We start from the raw sequence: 20,178 nt of genomic DNA, 5'->3' as shown, positions 1-20,178 counted from the left end.
GCGAGGCGCGCCTTTTTCCGTCGCTGCTGTTACGAGCGCCTGCTTATGCCGCTGCCGACTTCTTGCCTTTGGCTTCGTCCATCAACGCCGTGAAGCGATCGAACAGATAGGCGATGTCGTGCGGGCCGGGCGATGCTTCCGGGTGGCCCTGGAAGCAGAACGCCGGCTTGTCGGTCAGCGCGAAGCCTTGCAGCGTGCCGTCGAACAGCGACACGTGCGTCACCTTCGCGTTGGCGGGCAGCGTTTCGGCGTCGACTGCGAAGCCGTGGTTCTGCGACGTGATCACGACGCGGCCGTCGTCGAGATCCTTGACGGGGTGATTCGCGCCGTGGTGGCCCGTCTTCATCTTCATCGTCTTCGCGCCGACAGCCAGGCCCATGATCTGATGACCCAGGCAGATGCCGAACGTCGGAATGCCGCGCTCGATGAATTCACGCGTGGCCGCGATTGCGTAATCGCACGGCTCCGGGTCGCCGGGGCCGTTCGACAGGAAGATGCCGTCCGGATTGAGCGCGAGGGCATCGCCGGCCGTCGCCTGCGCGGGCAGCACCGTGACCTGGCAGCCGCGTTCGGCCAGCATGCGCAGGATGTTGTACTTCACGCCGAAATCGAACGCGACGACGCGATAGCGCGGCGCATTCTGCATGCCGTAGCCGGTGCCCAGACGCCATTCCGTCTGCTTCCATTCGTACGGCTTTTGCGTCGACACGACCTTCGCGAGGTCCATTCCGGCGAGACCCGGGAATGAGCGCGCAAGCTCGATGGCCTTCGCCTCGTCATCCGAACCCGCGAGAATCGCACCGTTCTGCGCACCCTTGTCGCGCAGAACGCGCGTGAGCTTGCGCGTGTCGATGCCCGCAATCGCGACGACGCCTTCCGCCTTCAGGTAATCGGGAAGCGTGCGCTCCATGCGGAAGTTCGACGCGAGAACGGGCAGATCACGGATGATCAGACCGGCGGCATGGACTTTCGTGGCTTCGACGTCTTCGGCATTCACACCGACATTGCCGATGTGCGGATACGTCAGCGTGACGATCTGGCGCGCGTAGCTGGGGTCGGTCAGGATTTCCTGATAGCCGGTGATGGCCGTATTGAAGACGACTTCACCGATCGTATGACCGGGCGCACCGATCGAGTAACCACGAAAGACCGTGCCGTCGGCGAGCGCGAGCAGAGCGGGAGAAAATGACGGCAACACGGGAGACTCCTTGGGGGAGCACCCTGTTGCCGACCTGTCTATCCGACCGTGCGGGCCGCGGCGAGGCGCATCGGACGATGCGCGCGCAGGCTCGCTCGTGTCGCTGTTCGCTCGGAGTCGCATCGGGCGCCGCAGAGCTGGCAGTCAGCCCATCGTGCAGGCGGACTGGCGGGTTGCGGGCCGCTGGCGACGGTAGCCGGCGCATTCACTCACGGAAAACGACGGAAACTACAACGAAACGCGGCGGATGAACGGTGTGGGAGAGGTAGGCGCTAGGGTGCGGGTTGATAAGCTCAAACCTTGAAATTATAGCCTGAAATGGCCCTTCTCTCCAAATCCGAGATGGTCAGGACACGGACGAACGCGGCCGGATCGGCCGCGCGAGCGCGCCGGACGTACGCGACACGCCGGCTTCGCGGCTTCTTCGCCGATTATCAGGATAGGTCCGCCGCGTTACGGCTGATGCTCGGCATGAACGCGTGGCGCGTTTTTCGTCAGCACGCGGCTCGGCAGCACGTACCAGACGCCGCTCGCCAGCTGCAGCGCGACGAGAATGCCCCACGTGGTCAAATGTGCCGCCCGCGGATAGTGGCCGTCGACGGGCGTCCAGCGCGAAAGCACCGCGCCCACGCCGATCTGGAACCCGAAGATCAGCAGAAAAATGATCAGCGTCAGCGTCGTGTTGGCGCGACCGATCAGATGCGGCGGAAAGTGCCGCGCAAGCACGGCGTAGCTCAGAATGCCGACGCCGCCGAAAACTCCATACGCCGCCCACAGCAGTCCGGCGGGCAACGGCGCGCGCAGCATGATCAGCAGTTGCGTCACGACGAACAGCGCCATTCCGACGCCGCAAAACGCATACAGCGACAACCCGCGCCGCTCCATGCTGCGCGCCGCCGCGCCGAAGCCGACGCAGCCGACCATCATCGCAAAGCCGAGCACCGAGACGAACGCGGCCGCCTGCTGCGGCTGGAAGCCCGACACGTCGCGCAGCCACGCGCCGACCCACAGCGACTGCATCGCGTAGAAGACGCCCTGCGTGACGACCGAGAAGGAGGCAATCTTCCAGAACGCGGCGCTGCGCAGGATATGCCACGTGCCCTTGAACTGGCTGACGAGGCTCGCCTGGCGATGCACTTCTTTCTTTTCGGGCGCGAACAGCCACAGCAGTGCCGCGACGATGATCGTCAGGACGACCAGCGCAAAACAGACGGCGCGCCAGCTCGCGAACGTCAGCACCCAGGTTAGCGGCGAACCGACCACGACGCCGCCCAAGCCGCCGACGGCCATCACGAATCCGTTGACGAGCGGCAGGCGGGCCGGCGGATAATGCTGCGCGAGCGCCTTGAACGCGCCGCCGAGACACACGGAGACGCCCACGCCGATCAGCAGCCGCCCCGCCATCATCATGCCGATACCGTGCGCCGCGCCGAACGCGCCGATGCCAGCCGCCGCGAACAGCAGCATGCCCGCCGTGACGCGGCGCGCGCCGAAGTGGTCGAGCAGCACGCCGGCAGGCAACTGGGCGCCCGCGAAGCCCAGAAAATACAGACTCGTCAGCAGACCGAGATCGGCGGCCGACAGGCCGAGTTCACGCGTGATCAGCGGCGCAAAGCCCAGATTCACCCCGCGAAACACGTACGAGACGAAGTAACCGGCAGAGAAAAGCAGAAAGACACGGAGCGGCGTCGAGAACATGAGGCGTCGGCATGATGACCCGGCGGGCCTGAGGCTGAACGATAACGGAATGACGTCCATCCTGGTGCAAGACCGCGCGCCGGGTGCGGGAAACGTCGGTGAAAACAAAAACGCCGTCACCTCGGGTGACGGCGTTCAGGGAAACGAGGAAAGATCGGAGCGCACTTCATGCGCCGCCCCCCCCCCCCGCAACGCATGTTCGGTCATCCTCGACACGGCCGCTGTTGTCTACTTGCCCTTCTTCGCGTTGGCCGAGACTTTTTGGTGACTGCCAGACTCAGCCTTCGACGCCTTGCCGGCCGGTTCCGTCGAAACCTTCGTCATCTTGCCTTTGGCGGGGGACGGCTTGGCGGCCTTGCCAACCGGTTCCGACACCTTGACCACGCCAGTGTGGCCGCGGCCTCGTTTCTTATCATAGTGCGATTCGGGGCGTGTATCGGCGACCTGGGCGCTCGCCTTTTCGACACCACCGCCGACGGGCACCGTCGCCAGCTTCTGCGGGCCCGGCTCGCTCGGCATCGCCTTGCCGACAGGCACGTGCAGCACGACGACCTGGCCCGGCATCACGAGATCGCGCTTCGTGCGGTTCCATGCTTTCAACTGACCGATCGACACATCGTAGCGGTCCGCGATCATTGCCATCGACTGCTTGCGGCGTACGCGGATCAGCATCTTGCGCGTGTCGGGCACGTCCGGCTCCATTGCGAGCACGGCGCTTTCGGCGACGTCGGCGCTGATGTCTTCGTCGTCATCGTCGGCGCGCGGCACGACGATCGTCGAGCCCGGTTTGAGCCGCATGCCCGCCGGAATCTTGTTGACGGCCATCAGCGTGTCGGGATCGACGCCGATCTTCTCGGCAATCGCCGCCGGGCGCGAACGCTCCGTCACCGTATAGGTCGTCCACGACGACAGCGAGCCCGTGTACGACTTCAGGTTGCGCTCGAACGCGCTGGCGTTGTCGAACGGCAAGAGAATTTGCGGCTGCGTCGCGCCGAGAATGACCGGCTTCTTGAACGAAGGATTGAGCGAGCGGAACTCGTCAGGCGTCATGTTCGCGAGCTTGGCCGCTGTGTCGACGTCGATATCGTGCGACGTCGTCACCGTCACGAAGTACGGGTGGTTCGGAATGGACGGCAGCGTGAGCCCGAACACCTGCGGGTTCATCACGATGTTCTTGACGGCCTGCAGCTTGGGCACGTAATTGCGCGTTTCCATCGGCATGCGCAGGCTTTGGTAGTCGGTCGGAAGACCCGCCGCCTCGTTGCGCGCGATCGCGCGCTGCACATTGCCCTCGCCCCAGTTGTATGCGGCGAGCGCCAGATACCAGTCGCCGAACATATCGTGCAGACGCGACAGGTAGTCGAGCGCGGCGCTGGTGGACGCAAGCACGTCGCGGCGCTCGTCCTGCCACATGTTCTGCTTGAGGTTGTACGTGCGGCCCGTGCCCGGCACGAACTGCCACATGCCCGCCGCTTTCGCAACGGACAACGCCTGCGGGTTGTACGCGGACTCGATGAACGGCAGCAGCGCCAGTTCGGTCGGCATGTGACGCGCTTCGAGTTCTTCGACGATGTGATACAGGTACTTCTGCGACCGCTCGGTCATGCGCTGAACGTAATCCGGACGCTGCGCATACCAGTTCGCCTGCATGTCGACGAGGTCGCTCTGCAGGTCGGGCATCTGGAAACCCCGGCGAATACGGCCCCATAGATCACTGTCCGCGGTCGTCAACTGGTCCACGGAACCCTGGTCTACGTTGATCGTTTCTTTGGCGGTGGCTGTCTTGCGGAGGGCGTCGGCTACGGCTTGCTGGCTAGCAGGATTGGAAGCGTTGGAAAGGCTGTTCGTTGTTGGCCCTTGGCTCGCGCAAGCGGCGAGCGTCAGGACCAGCAACGCGCTAAAGATGAATCTCATGAACGTCTCGGCTTCCAAAGGGGCTGGAATTTGCAGCCGATAGTACGAAAGTGTGCCCTTTCCGTCAATCAGAATAATGTGAAAAACGTAGCCAAATCTTGGGCTTGGCGTTTTTTCCTATGAATCGGATGAGCATGCCCCCATGCGCTGCCCGGTTAGCGGAACCTGTTCTTCCACTCACGCATCAATGTGAACGCGGCCAGGCGGTCGGGCACCGATTCATGCAGATGCTCAGCGAGCGTCGCCTGAACGGCGGGCTCGCCGGCCCGCAGGAAGGGGTTGACGGCGCGCTCGTGTGCAATCGTTGTCGGCAGTGTGGGGGCGTGGCGTGCGCGCAAATCCGCCGCCTGATCGCGCCATGCCTGCAGCTTTGCGTTGTCCGGCTCGCAGGCGAGCGCGAAACGGATGTTCGACAGCGTGTATTCGTGCGCGCAGTGCACTTCCGTCTCGCCGGGCAACGCGGCGAGCGCGTCGAGCGACTTCAGCATCTGCGCGGGCGTCCCTTCGAAGAGCCGGCCGCAGCCGCAGGCGAACAGCGTGTCGCCGCAAAAGACGTGCGGGGTACCGCGCAGATCGGCGGCCTGGAAATAGGCAATGTGGCCGCTGGTATGGCCAGGCACGTCGAGAATCGTGAAGTCGAGCGCGGGCGCCGCAAGGTGCACTTCGTCGCCCTGTTTCAGGCGGTTCGTGACCCAGGGAATTGCTTCGCCGGCGGGCCCGTACACGGGCACAACCTGGCCAGCCAGCAGATCGGCCACTCCGCCGACATGGTCGGCGTGATGGTGGGTGAGTAAAATAGCGCTCAGCCGCCATCCCCGTTTTGCCAGATAGGCCTTCACCGGGGCGGCGTCGCCGGGATCGACGACGACGGCATGATGGCCGTCCGACACGACCCAGATGTAATTGTCATCAAACGCCGGAACGGGAACGTACTCGAGCGAATTCATAGGCGACGCATTCTCAACATGTCTGACCGATCGATTATAGACTGGCCTGCCTGGACCACCTCCCCGCCCGGACGTTACGTGCTGGCGTGGGAGCAGGCGCAGCTCGACCGCGTCGTGTCCGACGTCTTCGGCTATCACGCGCTGCAGCTCGGACTGCCGCAACTCGACGCGCTGCGCGAGAACCGCATGCCGTGCCGCGGCCTCGTGCTCGACGCGGAAAGCGGGGCAAGCGCACCGTACACGTTCCCGCGCGGCGTCGCGGGCGGTTTGCCCGAACTGCACACGCCGCACGGCCGTAGCGCCGTCTGGTGCGACCTGCTCGACCTGCCGTTCGAGGCACAAAGCGTCGATCTGATCGTGATGCCGCACACGCTGGAGTTCACGCGTGATCCGCATCGGCTGCTGCGCGAAGCGGAGCGCGTGCTGATGCCGGAGGGCCAGCTGATCATCCTCGGTTTCAATTCGCTGTCGCTGTGGGGTGCGCGCCAGTCGGTCGGCAAGGTGACGGGGCGTCCGTTCGTGCCCGCCGCGCACGACCTGATCGCGTTCACCCGGTTAAAGGATTGGATCAAGCTGCTCGGCTTCGACCTTGATCGCGGGCGCTTCGGCTGCTATCGTCCGCCCCTCGTCGGCGAAAAATGGCTGTCGCGCTATCAGTTCATGGAAGCCGCCGGCGACCGCTGGTGGCCCATTTTCGGCGCCGTCTACATGGTCACGGCGATCAAGCGCGTGCGCGGCATGCGCCTTGTCGGTCCGCTGAAAGTCAAGAAGCCCGTGCTGGCCGCCGGCCTCGCGCCCGCCGCCACGCCCAACACCCGCAACAAGACAAAATGAGTTCAGATCAGGTCGAAATCTTCACCGACGGCGCCTGCAAGGGCAATCCCGGTCCCGGCGGCTGGGGCGCGCTGCTGCGCTTCGGCGCGCAGGAAAAAGAACTGTTCGGCGGCGAAGCGAACACGACGAACAACCGAATGGAGCTGATGGCCGTGATCGCCGCGCTCGAGGCGTTGAAGCGCCCCGTCAAGGCGATCGTGCACACGGATTCGCAATACGTGCAAAAAGGCATCAGCGAATGGATTCACGGCTGGAAGAAAAAAGGCTGGGTGACGGCGGCAAAGGCGCCCGTGAAAAACGCGGACCTGTGGAAGCGGCTCGATGCCCTCACGCAGCAGCATGAGCTCGAGTGGCGCTGGGTCAAGGGCCACGCGGGCCACCCGGAGAACGAACGCGCCGACGCGCTCGCCAATCGCGGCGTCGCATCGCTCGCCGAACTCTGACGGCACGGCCAACTTTTTTTTCCCGCATCAATCTCCACGCATCAACACAGGCAGGCAACATCGACATGCGTCAAATCATCCTCGATACGGAAACGACGGGACTGAATGCGAAAAGCGGCGACCGCATTATCGAAATTGGCTGCGTCGAGCTGGTGAACCGCCGGCTGACGGGCAACAACCTGCACTTCTACGTGAACCCGGAGCGCGATAGCGACCCCGGCGCGCTGGCCGTCCACGGCCTGACGACGGAATTCCTCAGCGACAAACCGAAATTCGCGGAGATCGCGGACGCGCTGCGTGATTTCGTCAAGGGCGCGGAAATCATCATTCACAACGCGCCGTTCGACATCGGCTTTCTCGACGCCGAGTTCGCGCTGCTGGGCTTGCCGCCGTTCAGCGACCATTGCGGCGAAGTGATCGATACGCTGGTGCGCGCCAAGACGATGTTCCCCGGCAAGCGCAATTCGCTCGACGCGCTGTGCGACCGCTTCGGCATCAGCAACGCGCACCGCACACTGCACGGCGCGCTGCTCGACTCGGAGTTGCTTGCCGAGGTGTACCTCGCCATGACACGCGGCCAGGAAAGCCTCGTGATCGATATGATCGGCGAAACAGCGGCAGGCGAAGCGGGCGGTGCGAAGCGCGTGAAGCTCGACACGCTCGAGCTCGTCGTACTCGCGGCGAGCGTCGACGAACTCGCGGAACACGAAGCGCTGCTCGACGGCATCGACAAATCGCTGAAGGCAACCAGCGTGTGGCGCACGCAACCGGCAGGGGAAGATGCGTCGGCAACCGTCGATGCGCAAATTGCTTAAAAAGTGCTTGTCGAAGTCTGAGAGACCTGACATAATTCGAATCTCTTCGGGTGGTTAGCTCAGCGGTAGAGCACTGCCTTCACACGGCAGGGGTCACTGGTTCGATCCCAGTACTACCCACCAGTTACGAAGACAAGAAGGCTCGAACGGCAACGTTCGGGCCTTCTTCTTTTCTGCTCCGCATCTCCACTTTTCCCGTTTCTTATTCCGCTTCTTATTCGTTCTCTCCGACCTTTGCGCTTGCGTCCATAGCCAGCGCACAACCCGGCGTACTAACAGGCGTGCGCTAAAATAGCGGCGCTTCTCAACCGGCCAAACGCGTTCGGCACCATCCAGCCGGACGTCCGGCCCTCGCGTGCGAAGCCTCTGACCGTCATCACCCTTCACGCTGCCGATGCCCCTATACGACTCGCTTCGTCTTGCCGTCCTGATTCCCTGCTACAACGAGGCCGCGACGGTCCGCTCCGTCGTGCGCGATTTTCGCGCCGCGCTGCCGGGCGCCGACATCTACGTGTTCGACAACAACTCGACGGACAACACCAGTGACATCGCCCGCGCGGCAGGCGCCGCCGTGCGCCAGGTCGCGTATCAGGGCAAGGGCAACGTGATCCGCCGCATGTTCGCGGATATCGATGCGGACGTGTACGTGCTCGTCGACGGCGACGACACCTACGACGCCTCGACCGCGCCGCAGATGATCGAGCGGCTCGTGGCTGAGGCACTCGACATGATCGTCGCCACCCGTCATACGGACGAGCAGGAGGCCTATCGTCTCGGGCATCGCTTCGGCAACGTGATGCTCACGCGCTTCGTCGCGTCGATCTTCGGCCGCACGTTCACCGACATGCTCTCGGGCTATCGCGTGTTTTCGCGGCGCTACGTGAAGTCGTTTCCCGCGCATTCGAAGGGCTTCGAGACCGAGACGGAGCTGACCGTCCATGCACTCGAACTGCGCATGCCCGTCGCCGAGATCGCCACCCGCTATAAATCGCGGCCCGAAGGCTCCGTCAGCAAACTCAACACCTATCGCGACGGGTTTCGCATTCTCGGCATGATCGTGAAGCTGTTCCGCGCCGAGCGTCCCCTCGCCTTCTTCTCGATCGGCACGGCGATCTGCGCGCTCGCGTCGATCGCGCTCGCCGTGCCGCTGTTCGAAACCTACGTCGAAACGGGCCTCGTGCCGCGCTTTCCCACGGCCGTGCTATGCGCCGCGCTGATGATCTTCGCGGCGCTGTTCCTTGTCTGCGGCGTGATCCTCGATACCGTCACGCATGGCCGCGCAGAGGTGAAGCGCCTCGCCTATCTCGCGATCCCCGCGCCGGGCCTCAGACACCAGTCCGCGAGCGCTGCGGCGAAGGCCGTCGAATGAAGCGCGAATTGCTGCGCTTCGCGATTGCCGGCGTGGTCGGCCTCATCGTCGATGCAGGCGTGCTGTACGGGATGCTCGCGCTCGGCGCCGGTTATTTCGCGGGCCGCGCCGTGTCGTTCGTGGCCGCCGTCTGGTCGACGTGGCAGATCAATCGCCGCTTCACGTTCGTTCAACGCAGCGACAAATCGGCATGGGTCGAATGGTGGCATTACCTGTTCGCGATGCTCGGCGGCGGCGCCGTCAATTACGCCGCCTATAGCGCCGCCGTCCTGCTGCTGCCGAAAAGCGCGCTGCTGCCGCTCATTGCCGTCGCGATCGGCTCGCTCGCGGGCATGACGGTCAACTTCGTCAGCGCGAAGCTCTGGGTCTTCAAGGCCCGCTCATAACCGCCCGCCCATGAAAACGAATCTTCCGGCGAACGCCGCATCGAGCGCGGGACGCGGACGTTTTGCCCAGCTGTGCTCGCGTCGCGCGCTGACGGCCGCATGCGTGATCGTGCCGCTGCTGTTCGGTCTGTACTCGCTGCTGCTGGGCGCGGACGCGAACTGGGATCTCTACAACTATCACCTGTACAACCCGTTCGCGTGGCTGCATGGCAAGCTCGCGACAGATCTCGCGCCGGCGGGCATGCAGTCGTATTTCAATCCGCTGCTCGACACCGCGCTGTATCTGTTGAATACGCATCTGCCGTCGCGCGTGGTCGGCTTTCTGCTGGGCGTGCTGCACGGCGCGACGTTCGTGCTGATCGTGCAATCGCGCGCCAGGTATGGCCTTCCAGCTCCGCCGACGAGCGCTACCGCCTGCCCATCCTGATCGCCGCGGCCGGCTGCCTGACGGCCAACTTCCTGTCGGGGCTCGGCAACTCGATGGGCGACGACACGACGACGCTCTCGTGCTTGGCGGTCTGCTCGTCGCGCTGTCGAACTGGCGCCGCCTCGGCACAGGCGCAGCGGGGGCATTCGGCGCGGTGGCGAGCGGCCTGCTCGTCGGTTGCGCCGCGGGTCTCAAGCTGACCAATGCCGTGTATGCCGTGGCGCTGTGTTTGAGCCTGCTGAGCTATCCGGGCTCGCTGGCGGCGCGCGTGCGCATCGCGTTCGTGTTCGGCATCGGCGTGCTGCTCGGGATGGCGGCAACGACGGGTTACTGGATGCTGCATCTGTGGCAGTTGTACGGCAATCCGCTGTATCCGCAGTTCGGCAAGTTCTTCCCGAATCCGCTGACGGCGGCGGCCGCGCAAGGCGACGCGCGCTGGCTGCCGCGCAACCTCGCCGAGACGCTCTTGTGGCCCTTCATCATTGCGGCGGACTCGAAGCGCGTGGGCGAAACGCCGATCCGTCAGGTGATCTGGCCGATTCTCTATCTCGTGTTCGTGTGGTGGGCGTTTGCTCGCGCGATGCAACGGTTCACGGGACGGCCGCGCGCCGCGCTGGAGTCGAAGCAGCGGCTCGTCGTGCTGTTCGTGGCGCTCGGTTTCGTCGTGTGGATGAAGCTCTTCAGCATCTACCGCTACATCGTGCCGATCGAGGTGCTCGCGCCGATGGTGCTCGTGCTGCTGCTGGACCGTCTGCTGCCTGGACATCTCGCGCGGCGCGCGGCGGCATGGCTGCTGATCGCGGCGACGGCTGTCGTCGTCGCGGGCGGCGCGCGCACCTGGGGTCACGAAGGCTGGGCCGATCCCCTCTATCACACGCAGCTTCCGCCGCTGCCGCAGCCCGAGCGTACGACGGTCGTGATCAGAAGCACGACGACAGGCTGGGCCTGGCTCGCAACCCGATTCCCCGACACGGTCGCGTTCGCGCAGATCGACAGCAGCTTCCCCGCGACGGACGCGTTCCGCGCGCGCATCGTCGCGCTCGCCCGCGAACGCGGCGGGCCGACTTTTGCGTTGATCGACGGCGCGCACAACTGGCGCGAGGACAACGTCAACAGCGTCAACGACGCCGTCGCTGCGCTCGGTCTCACGCATTCGGCTCGCGGCTGCGCAACGCTGCGCCGCGCAGTGTCGGCGCTGCATCTGCATGCGGCCGTCGAGGCGCCGCGCGACGCGTCGGAGCAGTGCCGCCTGGGCCTGCGCGCCGACGACCGCTTCGACATCGCCGCGCGCAACCGGCAACTTTCAGCCGACGCGGCAGCCGCCTTCGAGCGCGCCGGCTTCAGTTTCGACGCGGCTTCCTGCGCACCTTACGAAGCCGGGATCGGCAAGGGCGTGCTCGCGTGGCAGTGGTGCCGCATCAGTCCGCGCTGACCGGATGCATCGGCTGTCGCGGTGCCGGCATTTCCTGCCGCAGCCCGCCAACGCGCGACGATCAACTCACGACGAACCTGCGCCGATTCCCCGCGCCATCCCCGAAGCGGCGAACACCATCAGGATGAGCAGAATGGATTGCCAGTGACCCGTGCGCGCGAACCTGCCCGCGCGGGAGACATCGGGCGTCTCGCCTTTCCTGACAGCGACGCGCCAGCGGATCAGCGTCATCATCGGCGCGGCTTCGAGTAGGAGGATCAGCACGAGCGCCGCCATCTTCAGATGGAAAAGCGGTTCGTGCAAATAGTAGTCGGCGCCCTTCTCGAAGCCGCCGAACACGCGCATCATACCCGTAACGATCAGGATAACGGCCGTGATGCCCCACGCATTGTCCGCGACGAAGACGCGCGGCAGATCGGCCGCATTCGTCAGGCGCCGCAGCGCCCGCGTGCGTCCGATGATCGCGGCGAGTGCGAAGCCATATCCCAGCAGATGAACGGCGGCAAGCAACCAGCGGATCAGCATGGAACCTCCATGAACGATGCAAAGCGGTTGATGCAGCCGACAGACACGTGCGGGCACCACGCGCCCGCGGGCGGTCAGGTCTGACGCAGGTTGGCGTCGAGCGCCCGGGCTGCGACGCGATCGCCTTCCGTCGAAAGCGGCGCACGAAACACGGTCTGCCGGTTGTGACCGGCGGCAGCGGGCGAATCCCATGTCAGCTCGATGACAGGCCTGCGCAGCAAGCCGCCGACGCCCGCGCGCTCGAGCGTCGCGTGTCCGTTCGCCCCATGCGGGATTTGTGGCACGGTCGCGGGCTGCGCACCCGACAGATCGATTGCGTCGGCGGCGCGGGCCATCCGCGCAGCGCCCCGCGCGCCATCGGGCCAACGCAACGACAGTTCGCGCGCGTCGTACTGGCCAAGCTTGCGGCTCTCGGCCCACACGATGGCCGTGCGCGTGACGGCATCGATCGAGATCGCGTACCGCCCGATCGCGAAGCGCCGCGCCGCGATATTGGTACGCCACAGCGCGCGCGGACGGCAGATCCACACGACGGCGGCATAGAGCGTCGGCGCGGCGATCAGCCAGCCGTTGGTGGCGGCGACGGTGTTGAACGCGCGCCGCCAGCCGGCTGCCAGAACGAATGCACCCACCGACCAGACCGCGAACAGCAAGCCAAGAAAAGCAAACAGCCGCAACGCCTGGCGCAGCCATTGGGGCAGTGGATGAAACGGCCGCTCGGCACGCGCCTTCGCGCCCGGCAGAAAGATCAGCAGAAACAGGAACACGAGATTGATACAGGCCCAAGGCGATGACGCCATCGCCTGCAACGCCGTCAGCGGCTCCATGTCGCCTATCGAGAACAGCCAGCGCGCCAGGATCACGAGACCGATGGCGCGCAACGCGAACATCGTGCCGGCGCCGGGCGCCGCGCTCGCACGCGTCTGTTTCGTTCTCGCCAAAGCACTCTCCTCATGTCCACGGGCCGCGCCGGATTTGCGGCACGGCCATTATAGGGATATTACGGATTCGTCTCACGGTTGCCGGTGCCGCATCGCGCACTTTGATGCCCATTCGCTGCCTCGCGCGCATTCGCGTGCGGCGCAAATGCAACAACGCCCCGCATGTGCGACACATGCGGGGCGTTGCTGGAGGACTGCGAAGACTGGAAACAGACAGTACTGAACCCCGTCCGCCCCGACCTCCCGGCGACGTCGATCAGCTGGCGTTGACTTCGCGCAGGACCGTGCGGCGCTTCGTGCGCAGCAGTTCTTCGTACGTGCTCAGGTAGTTCTGCGCCATTACCTTCGACGTGAAGCGGTCTTCGAATGCCTTGCGCACGCGGGCGCGCGGCAGCTGGTCGAGGCGCTTCAAGGCTGCGACAGCGCTGATTTCATCTTCGACGACGAAGCCTGACACGCCGTTCTCGATCACTTCCGGCACCGAGCCGCGCTTGAACGCGATCACGGGCGTGCCGCACGCCATCGCTTCGATCATCACCAGACCGAAGGGCTCCGGCCAGTCGATCGGGAACACTAGTGCATGGGCGTTGCCAAGGAACTCGCGCTTTTCGGCTTCGCCGATTTCGCCGATGTACTCGACGTGCGGGAGCGCCATCAGCGGCTTGATCACTTCTTCGTAGTAAGCGCGGTCGGCCTTGTCGATCTTGGCGGCGACCTTCAGCTTCATGCCTGCCTGGCCGGCGATGCGGATTGCGCGGTCGAGGCCCTTCTCCGGCGACACGCGGCCGAGGAATGCGAGGTAGCCCGGCTCGACGTTCGGGATCGGCGTAAGCACGTTTTCGGGCAGACCGTGATAGACGGTCGACAGCCAGTTGGCCTGTTGCAGCGGCTGGCGCTGGTTGTCCGAGATCGAGACGACGGGCACGTCGTTGAACGTGTTGAAGATCGGCTGCAGTTCAGGCAGGTCGAGACGGCCGTGCATCGTCGTCAGGAACGGCACCGGCTGGCGCGCGAACAGCGAGAACGGGTAGTAGTCGATGTGAAAGTGCAGCACGTCGAATTCGTCGGCGCGGCGGCGCACTTCTTCGAGCAGCAGCATATGCGGCGCCATCACGTCGCGGATCGTCGGGTCCAGACGAAGCGCCTGCGGCCAGAACGCTTCGAGCTTGGCCGAGGTTTGCGAATCGCCACTCGCAAAGAGCGTCACGTCGTGTCCCAACTCGACGAGCGCTTCCGTCAGGTTCGACACCACGCGTTCAGTGCCGCCGTAGAGCTTGGGAGGAACCGCCTCGTGCAACGGAGCGATTTGAGCGATTCGCATAATGGAGAACTCCTCGTAAAAGATCAGGCAAAAAGACTGCAGTTTGGAAAAAAAGCGACTTCGCTTGCTCGCCAGGGTGCTCGATTCGACATGCAGCCTGAAGCTGCATCGGGCACGAGCCTGATTCTTTCGAGAAATTCTGCGATGGATCGCTTGGTAAGACGCCAGCTTGGTCGTTATCAACGTCTGCGCTCTAGCCGTAAACGCGGCATCTGAACGAACGTTGACAAACTGTCAGAGTTTTCCCGACGAGACCGAGCATGCATTATCGATGCCTAAGTAATGACCGCGCCCCAACATTTCAAAGTCTTTACGTTGTTACAAACACGAAACACTCTGCAAACCCTTGTTTTATCAAGACGTTTTACATTGGGAACCCTGCATCGGCACTGGCGCCGCAAGCCGTACGACGGCCGCATTGGACGGCGCGTGCGCGACGGTCGGCAAGACCGTCCGCCGGCTTCGTATGCAATCTGTAATTCTATCCCAGAAATAGGCGCCGATGGCATGAACCACTTGACGCCTGGCAGGTCAAGCGTGGGAAACCTTACCGGTACGTTGTCGCGAAAATAATCGCGCCCTCTTAGTCCGTACCGCCATGCGAAATGGCTTTTGCATGTTTACAATGCGAGTCCTACGCTGGTGTTACGAGCCGCGCCGGGCACAACCGTTGCACGCCCGGAACCCGACTCAAACCGTTTCATACCGACCAAACGAACAATTGGAACATCTGACCATCGCCCAGCGAAACGCCCATAACGCAAAGCTTTCGAGCTATGCGAGCCGGCCGCTTTCGTTTCTCTTCCGCTATATCCGCCGCCATCCGGTCGCCCATCTGGTCGTCCTCGGCAGCGTGTTGGCGGCCGTGGGCTGTGCGCTCGCCTCGCAGTACGCGATCAAGCATCTGATCGATGTGCTCGGCGAAGGGCGCCACCACCCGGGCCCGCTGTGGGGCGCGTTTGCGATCCTCGTCGGCCTGATCGCCGCCGACAACCTGCTGTGGCGGGTAGGCGGATGGGTCGCAGCGCATACGTTCGTCGTCGTCACGGGCGACCTGCGCAAGGACCTGTTCGCGTACCTGAGCGGCCATTCGCCGACCTACTACGCCGAGAAACAGCCCGGCATGCTGGCAAGCCGGATCACGGCGACATCGAACGCCGTTTATACGGCCGAGAACACCACCGCCTGGAACGTGCTGCCGCCGTGCATCGCCGTGATGGGCGCCATTGTGATGATCGTCACCGTCAACCCGCTGATGGCGCTCGGCCTGCTGACCTGTTCGGCGATCCTCTCGGTCGTGCTGTTCAAGCTGGCGGGACGCGGCTCGGCGCGCCACCACACGTTCGCGGCCAGGGCGGCCGCCGTTGACGGCGAACTCGTCGACGTGATCGGCAACATGGGCCTCGTGCGCGCGTTCGGCATGACGTTTCGCGAGCAGAAGCGTTTTGGCGCGACGGTGAAGTCCGAAATGGATGCGCGCCAGCAAAGCCTGCTGTACCTCGAAAAGCTGCGACTGCTGCATGCCGTGATCACGGCGCTGCTGTCGGCGGGGCTGCTCGGCTGGGCGCTGTGGCTGTGGGACCAGGGCAAGGCGACCTCCGGCGATATCGTGCTGTCAGCTCGCTCGGCTTCGCGATCCTGCACGGCACGCGCGATCTGGCCGTCGCGCTGGTCGACGTCACGCAGCACGTCGCGCGTCTCGCCGAAGCCGTGAAGACGCTGCTCGAGCCGCACGGCATGCCCGACCGCAACGACGCCACCGAGCTCGTCCCGCAAGGCGGCCGCGTGACCTTCGACAAGGTCACGTTCGCCTATCCGAAGCGCCGCCCCATCCTCGATCACTTCGATCTCGAGATCCAGCCCGGCCAGCGCGTCGGCCTGATCGGCAAGTCGGGCGCGGGCAAGTCGACCGTGCTCGCCCTGCTGCAGCGTTTCTACGAAACGCAGGGCGGCCGGATCATGATCGACGGCCAGGATATCTCCACCATCTCGCAGGACAGCCTGCGTCACGCGATCGCGCTGGTGCCGCAAGACATCTCGCTGTTCCATCGCACGGTCTACGAAAACATCGCGTATGGCCGCCCCGAAGCGTCGCGCGAAGAGGTGCTCGCCGCCGCGCGCGAAGCCCGCTGCACGGACTTTATCGAGGCGATGCCGGAAGGGTTCGACACGATCGTCGGCGACCGCGGCGTGAAGCTGTCGGGGGGCCAGCGGCAACGTATCGCGATCGCGCGCGCCATCCTGAAGAACGCGCCCATCCTGCTGCTCGACGAAGCGACCTCCGCGCTCGACAGTGCTTCGGAAGAAGCGATCCAGAAGGCGCTCGACCGGCTGATGGTCGGCCGCACGGTGATCGCGATCGCGCACCGGCTGTCGACGCTGCATAACTTCGACCGCATCATCGTGATGAGCGCGGGCAAGGTCATCGACGACGGCAGTCCCGAAGAGTTGCGCAATCGTCCGGGTCTGTATCGCGACCTGCTGTCCAAGCAGTTCGGCAAGCATTCGACGCTGCATGTCGGCGGCAAGAAGCTCGACGAACAGCATGTGGCGTAACGCGCTGGCCTGAATCCGACAGCCGCGCGCACAAAAAAGCCGCTTCGATTCGAAGCGGCTTTTTTGCGACTAGCGTACGGGCGACGCGCAGCGGGACGGCTCAACTACCGGCGACTTCCCTTGCCAACCGCGCCGCCTCGGCAGCCGGGCTTTGCTGCAGGTCGCGCATGAAGTTGTCGCGCCACACCGACACATTGTTCTCGCGCAACTGCGCCATCATGTCCGCGTAGCGCGACTTGCGCTCGGCGAGCGGCATCGACAGCGCCGCGCCGAGCGCATCGGCCATACCGTCGATGTCGACGGGATTGACGATCAGCGCGCCCGTCAGCTCCTGTGCGGCGCCCGCGAAGCGCGACAGCACCAGCACGCCGGGGTCTTCGGGATCCTGCGCCGACACATATTCTTTCGCGACCAGATTCATTCCGTCGCGCAACGGCGTCACATAGCCGACGTGCGCCGTACGGAACAGCGCCGCGAGCACGGGCCGCTCGTACTGCCGGTGGATATAGCGGATGGGCGTCCAGTCCAGCTCGGCGAAGCGTCCGTTGATGCGCCCCGACTCGCCTTCGAGCTGCAGGCGAATTTCCTGATACGCGTGCAGATCGGAGCGCGTGGGCGGCGCGATCTGCAGGAACGACACCTTGTCGCGATACGACGGCGTGTGTTCGAGCAGCCGCTCGAACGCGCGAAAACGCTCGACGAGCCCTTTCGAATAGTCGAGCCGGTCGACGCTCATGATCAGCTTGCGCGCGTGCAGCGTCGCTTCGATCGTGCGTACCGGCTTGTCGCTCTCGCCCGCCTTCGCCAGTTCGGCGATCTCGTCGGGATACACGCCGATGGGATACGCGGCCGCGCGCAACGTGCGGCCAAAAGCATGGATGAGGCTCGGCCCGTGCGCGGACTGATCGACGGTGCCGTCCGCCTCGTTGACGATGTAGTCGCAGAACGCGCGCAGATCGGGTTTCGTCTGGAAGCCCAGCAGATCGAACGAACACAGCGCCTCGACGAGCGCGCGATGCGGCGGCACCGCGAGCAGCACCTGCGCGGCGGGAAACGGAATGTGCAAGAAAAAGCCGATGCGATTCCTCACGCCCGCCGCGCGCAGCGCCTGCGCGAAGGGAATCAGGTGATAGTCGTGAACCCAGATCACGTCGTCGTCGCGCAGCAGCGGCACCAGCTGTTGCGCGAGCCACGTGTTCACGCGGCCATAGCCTTCGAAGTCGTGCCGGTCGAACTGCAGCAGATCCGGCCGATAGTGAAACGCCGGCCACAGCGTCGCATTCGAAAAGCCGCGGTAGTACTGGTCGTAGTCGCGGCGCACGAGGCCAATGGTCGCGAATGTCACCGGGCCGTGTTCTTCGAGCTTGATCTGCGGCTGCCCGGCGCCGAGCACTTCGCCGCTCCAGCCGAACCACATGCCGCCCGTTTCCTTCAATGCGTCGTACACGCCGACGGCCAGGCCGCCCGCCGCGGGACCGCCTTCCGAGATCGGCGCGACGCGGTTCGATACGATGATCAGTCGGCTCATGTCGGCGAGCGTCCGTGCAGGCGTGAACAGGAAGCGCTCATCGTGTTCATCATGCGCATCATACTTGACGCGCCGCCGCGACGACTTCGGACAGCCACGCAAGCAGTGCGCTCACCGAGCCGATGCGGGCGTGCGCGATCGTGTCGCCTGCGCCGACCTTGATCGACAGGCCGCCGTGCTCGTTGACGACGGCAAAGCCCTTTTCGTCGGTGAGATCGTCGCCGGCGAACACGGGTGTGCGCCCGGCAAACGGCGGTTCGTCGAGAAAGGCGCGCAGCGCGCGGCCTTTGTCGACGTCCTTCGGCTTGATTTCATAGACCATCTTGCCGGGCTGCAGCACGTAGGCGTCCGGATAGTCCGCGACGAGCCGCGTTGTCGCCTCGCGTGCGACGGGTTCGCGGTCGGGGGCGTTCCGATAGTGCAGCGCGAGCGCCGCGCCCTTGATTTCGAGCAGCATGCCGGGATTCGCGTTGACGACTTCGGCGAGTATCTGCTCCATCCGCAGCAGCCGGTCGTCGTTGAAGCCGATGCGTTGCGTGTCGCCGTTCGCGTCGCGTCGCTCGGCGCCGTGCAGGCCCGCAATCGGCAGATCAGGCATGCCGAGAAACTGGTCGATGCTGTCGATGCCCCGCCCCGACACGACCGCCACCGCGCCGTTTGTCAGGCGCCGCAGTTCCGCGACCAAGGCGATGGCCTCGGGTTGAACGAGGACACCGTCGGGCGTCGGTGCCAGATCGACGAGCGTGCCGTCGAAATCGAAGAAAAATGCTGTCTCCGTCGGAGACAGAAATGCGGGAAGTGCTTGCATCGGTATACGTTGCCTCTCAGCCGCCTGCAGCCGGAAAAGTGTGCGCATCTTACCGCGCATCGGTCGTTTTTTCGAGAAAGTAAGCTTTCGTGACGCGCAGCGCGCGATCGCCGTCCGTCACCCAACCTGCCGGATGCAAAAACCGTACGATCCGGCTTCGGCCGCCTTTCAACGCGCTGCGGCATATTGACTCGCTTCCAGCGCCTGAGGCCCACGGTACAACGACCCGTCGCAAATTGCGATAGAGTCGCAACGGCGCTGGCCGTGAAATAACGCTACGCGTCGACCAGGTGCTGCTGCAGCACGCACGCCTCGCCGCGGCGCGCGCTTTGCGTCTCTCTTTAGATCGAGTCGTCGAAACTGACTTTGTTCCCGAAAGCTCCCGTGTCCCTCGTGTCCCAATCTCGTGCTGCCGCTTCCCGCCGGCCCGTCGGACGGCGCCTCGCGGCGTGGGGCGGCATCGCGCTGTGCGCGGCGCTGGGTCTTGCCGGGTGCTCGCATCGGAGCGAGCCCTGGCAACTGACGGACGTGAGCGGTCATCTGCCTGATCTCGATTTCACGCTGACGGGCGACGATGGCCGGCCAGTCACGGCGCAATCGCTGAAGGGACGCGCGTCGCTCGTCTACTTCGGCTACACGCATTGTCCCGATGTCTGCCCGGAAACGATGGGACGTCTGATGCAAGTCATCGGCAAGCTTGGGCCGGATGCGCAGAATGTGCGCATTCTGTTCATCAGCGTCGATCCCGCGCGCGACACGCCGAAGGCGCTGCATGACTATGTCGGCGCCTTCGATGCGCAGCACGCACGCGGCCTCACGGGCACAGACAAACAGATCGAGCAGATGGCGCGGCACTATCGCGTCGCCTACCAGATGGAAAAGCGCGACGCGAACGGCAACTACGAGGTGACGCACAGTTCGGCCGTCTACATCTTCGATGCGCGCAACCGCGCGCGCCTGCTCGCCACGGATCACGATACGCCCGAGGCCATCGCGGCCGACGTGCGCCGTATCCTCGAAGACCACTCCTGAAATC

General features: G+C 64.5%; 18 protein-coding genes, 1 tRNA gene and 1 pseudogene. 11 read left to right on the top strand and 9 right to left on the bottom strand.

Going from position 1 to position 20,178, the window contains the following annotated elements; all coding sequences use genetic code 11:
- Positions 1 to 43 precede the first annotated feature (43 nt).
- The 4 genes from carA to gloB all read right to left on the bottom strand — a co-directional run bounded on the left by carA (position 44) and on the right by gloB (position 5,757).
- Entirely contained in the window at positions 44 to 1,198 is a 1,155-nt protein-coding gene (carA, locus tag H3V53_RS17605) for a glutamine-hydrolyzing carbamoyl-phosphate synthase small subunit (protein ID WP_336599041.1), read from the bottom strand.
- 453 nt (positions 1,199 to 1,651) lie between these two features.
- Positions 1,652 to 2,896 (bottom strand): MFS transporter, encoded by a 1,245-nt coding sequence (locus H3V53_RS17600; RefSeq protein WP_336599040.1) that lies wholly within the window; start codon positions 2,894 to 2,896, stop codon positions 1,652 to 1,654.
- Between the two features lie 228 nt (positions 2,897 to 3,124).
- The gene (locus H3V53_RS17595; RefSeq protein ID WP_336599039.1) at positions 3,125 to 4,810 is read right to left on the bottom strand and encodes a transglycosylase SLT domain-containing protein; all 1,686 of its coding nucleotides are present in this window, start codon (positions 4,808 to 4,810) and stop codon (positions 3,125 to 3,127) included.
- A 155-nt stretch (positions 4,811 to 4,965) separates the two neighbouring features.
- Positions 4,966 to 5,757, bottom strand: coding sequence for a hydroxyacylglutathione hydrolase (gloB, locus tag H3V53_RS17590; protein WP_336599038.1), 792 nt, complete (start codon positions 5,755 to 5,757; stop codon positions 4,966 to 4,968).
- Positions 5,758 to 5,775: 18 nt separating this feature from the next.
- Between gloB and H3V53_RS17585 the strand changes: the two genes are divergently transcribed.
- The 8 genes from H3V53_RS17585 to H3V53_RS17550 all read left to right on the top strand — a co-directional run bounded on the left by H3V53_RS17585 (position 5,776) and on the right by H3V53_RS17550 (position 11,463).
- Entirely contained in the window at positions 5,776 to 6,591 is an 816-nt protein-coding gene (locus H3V53_RS17585; protein ID WP_336599037.1) for a class I SAM-dependent methyltransferase, read from the top strand.
- On the top strand, positions 6,588 to 7,034 hold the full coding sequence (rnhA, locus tag H3V53_RS17580) for a ribonuclease HI (RefSeq protein ID WP_054924971.1): 447 nt from the start codon (positions 6,588 to 6,590) through the stop codon (positions 7,032 to 7,034). Before H3V53_RS17585 ends, rnhA begins: the two co-directional genes overlap by 4 nt.
- Positions 7,035 to 7,099: 65 nt before the next feature.
- Positions 7,100 to 7,849 (top strand): DNA polymerase III subunit epsilon, encoded by a 750-nt coding sequence (dnaQ, locus tag H3V53_RS17575; protein WP_336599036.1) that lies wholly within the window; start codon positions 7,100 to 7,102, stop codon positions 7,847 to 7,849.
- A 48-nt stretch (positions 7,850 to 7,897) separates the two neighbouring features.
- Positions 7,898 to 7,972, top strand: a tRNA-Val gene (locus H3V53_RS17570).
- A gap of 271 nt (positions 7,973 to 8,243) precedes the next feature.
- Positions 8,244 to 9,218, top strand: coding sequence for a glycosyltransferase family 2 protein (locus tag H3V53_RS17565; protein ID WP_336599035.1), 975 nt, complete (start codon positions 8,244 to 8,246; stop codon positions 9,216 to 9,218).
- A complete protein-coding gene (locus H3V53_RS17560) occupies positions 9,215 to 9,604 on the top strand; it encodes a GtrA family protein (protein WP_054924974.1) in 390 nt (129 codons plus the stop codon). Before H3V53_RS17565 ends, H3V53_RS17560 begins: the two co-directional genes overlap by 4 nt.
- A gap of 10 nt (positions 9,605 to 9,614) precedes the next feature.
- Positions 9,615 to 10,031: a hypothetical protein gene (locus tag H3V53_RS17555; protein WP_336599034.1), complete on the top strand. Its 417-nt coding sequence runs from the start codon at positions 9,615 to 9,617 to the stop codon at positions 10,029 to 10,031.
- Positions 10,032 to 10,110: 79 nt separating this feature from the next.
- Entirely contained in the window at positions 10,111 to 11,463 is a 1,353-nt protein-coding gene (locus H3V53_RS17550; protein ID WP_336599033.1) for a hypothetical protein, read from the top strand.
- A gap of 66 nt (positions 11,464 to 11,529) precedes the next feature.
- Here the strand turns inward: H3V53_RS17550 and H3V53_RS17545 are convergent, their stop codons facing one another.
- The 3 genes from H3V53_RS17545 to H3V53_RS17535 all read right to left on the bottom strand — a co-directional run bounded on the left by H3V53_RS17545 (position 11,530) and on the right by H3V53_RS17535 (position 14,250).
- The gene (locus H3V53_RS17545) at positions 11,530 to 11,988 is read right to left on the bottom strand and encodes a DUF2214 family protein (RefSeq protein ID WP_336599032.1); all 459 of its coding nucleotides are present in this window, start codon (positions 11,986 to 11,988) and stop codon (positions 11,530 to 11,532) included.
- A 74-nt stretch (positions 11,989 to 12,062) separates the two neighbouring features.
- Positions 12,063 to 12,929, bottom strand: a complete 867-nt coding sequence (locus H3V53_RS17540) for a hypothetical protein (RefSeq protein ID WP_336599031.1) — start codon at positions 12,927 to 12,929, stop codon at positions 12,063 to 12,065.
- Between the two features lie 256 nt (positions 12,930 to 13,185).
- On the bottom strand, positions 13,186 to 14,250 hold the full coding sequence (locus tag H3V53_RS17535) for a glycosyltransferase family 4 protein (RefSeq protein WP_336599030.1): 1,065 nt from the start codon (positions 14,248 to 14,250) through the stop codon (positions 13,186 to 13,188).
- Here H3V53_RS17535 and H3V53_RS17530 point away from each other — a divergent pair.
- Together H3V53_RS17530 and H3V53_RS17525 are read left to right on the top strand one after the other, a co-directional pair.
- Positions 14,236 to 14,466 (top strand): hypothetical protein, encoded by a 231-nt coding sequence (locus H3V53_RS17530; protein ID WP_336599029.1) that lies wholly within the window; start codon positions 14,236 to 14,238, stop codon positions 14,464 to 14,466. The two genes, H3V53_RS17535 and H3V53_RS17530, sit on opposite strands and share 15 nt — an antisense overlap.
- Positions 14,467 to 14,971: 505 nt before the next feature.
- A pseudogene (locus H3V53_RS17525) lies at positions 14,972 to 16,806 on the top strand (ABC transporter ATP-binding protein).
- Positions 16,807 to 16,906: 100 nt separating this feature from the next.
- Here the strand turns inward: H3V53_RS17525 and otsA are convergent.
- Both otsA and otsB read right to left on the bottom strand, forming a co-directional pair.
- Positions 16,907 to 18,334 carry an alpha,alpha-trehalose-phosphate synthase (UDP-forming) gene (gene otsA, locus H3V53_RS17520; protein WP_336599028.1) on the bottom strand — a complete coding sequence of 476 codons (1,428 nt, stop codon included), beginning with the start codon at positions 18,332 to 18,334 and terminating at the stop codon, positions 16,907 to 16,909.
- Between the two features lie 58 nt (positions 18,335 to 18,392).
- Positions 18,393 to 19,142, bottom strand: a complete 750-nt coding sequence (otsB, locus tag H3V53_RS17515; protein ID WP_336599027.1) for a trehalose-phosphatase — start codon at positions 19,140 to 19,142, stop codon at positions 18,393 to 18,395.
- A gap of 459 nt (positions 19,143 to 19,601) precedes the next feature.
- On the opposite strand from otsB, the gene H3V53_RS17510 reads away from it, so the two are divergent.
- A complete protein-coding gene (locus H3V53_RS17510; protein ID WP_336599054.1) occupies positions 19,602 to 20,174 on the top strand; it encodes an SCO family protein in 573 nt (190 codons plus the stop codon).
- Positions 20,175 to 20,178: the final 4 nt, after the last annotated feature.

Origin of the sequence: Paraburkholderia bengalensis (assembly GCF_037126505.1) — a bacterium.
In the GTDB taxonomy this organism is placed as follows: domain Bacteria; phylum Pseudomonadota; class Gammaproteobacteria; order Burkholderiales; family Burkholderiaceae; genus Paraburkholderia; species Paraburkholderia bengalensis.
This window is presented reverse-complemented; position numbering and strand designations above follow the sequence as displayed.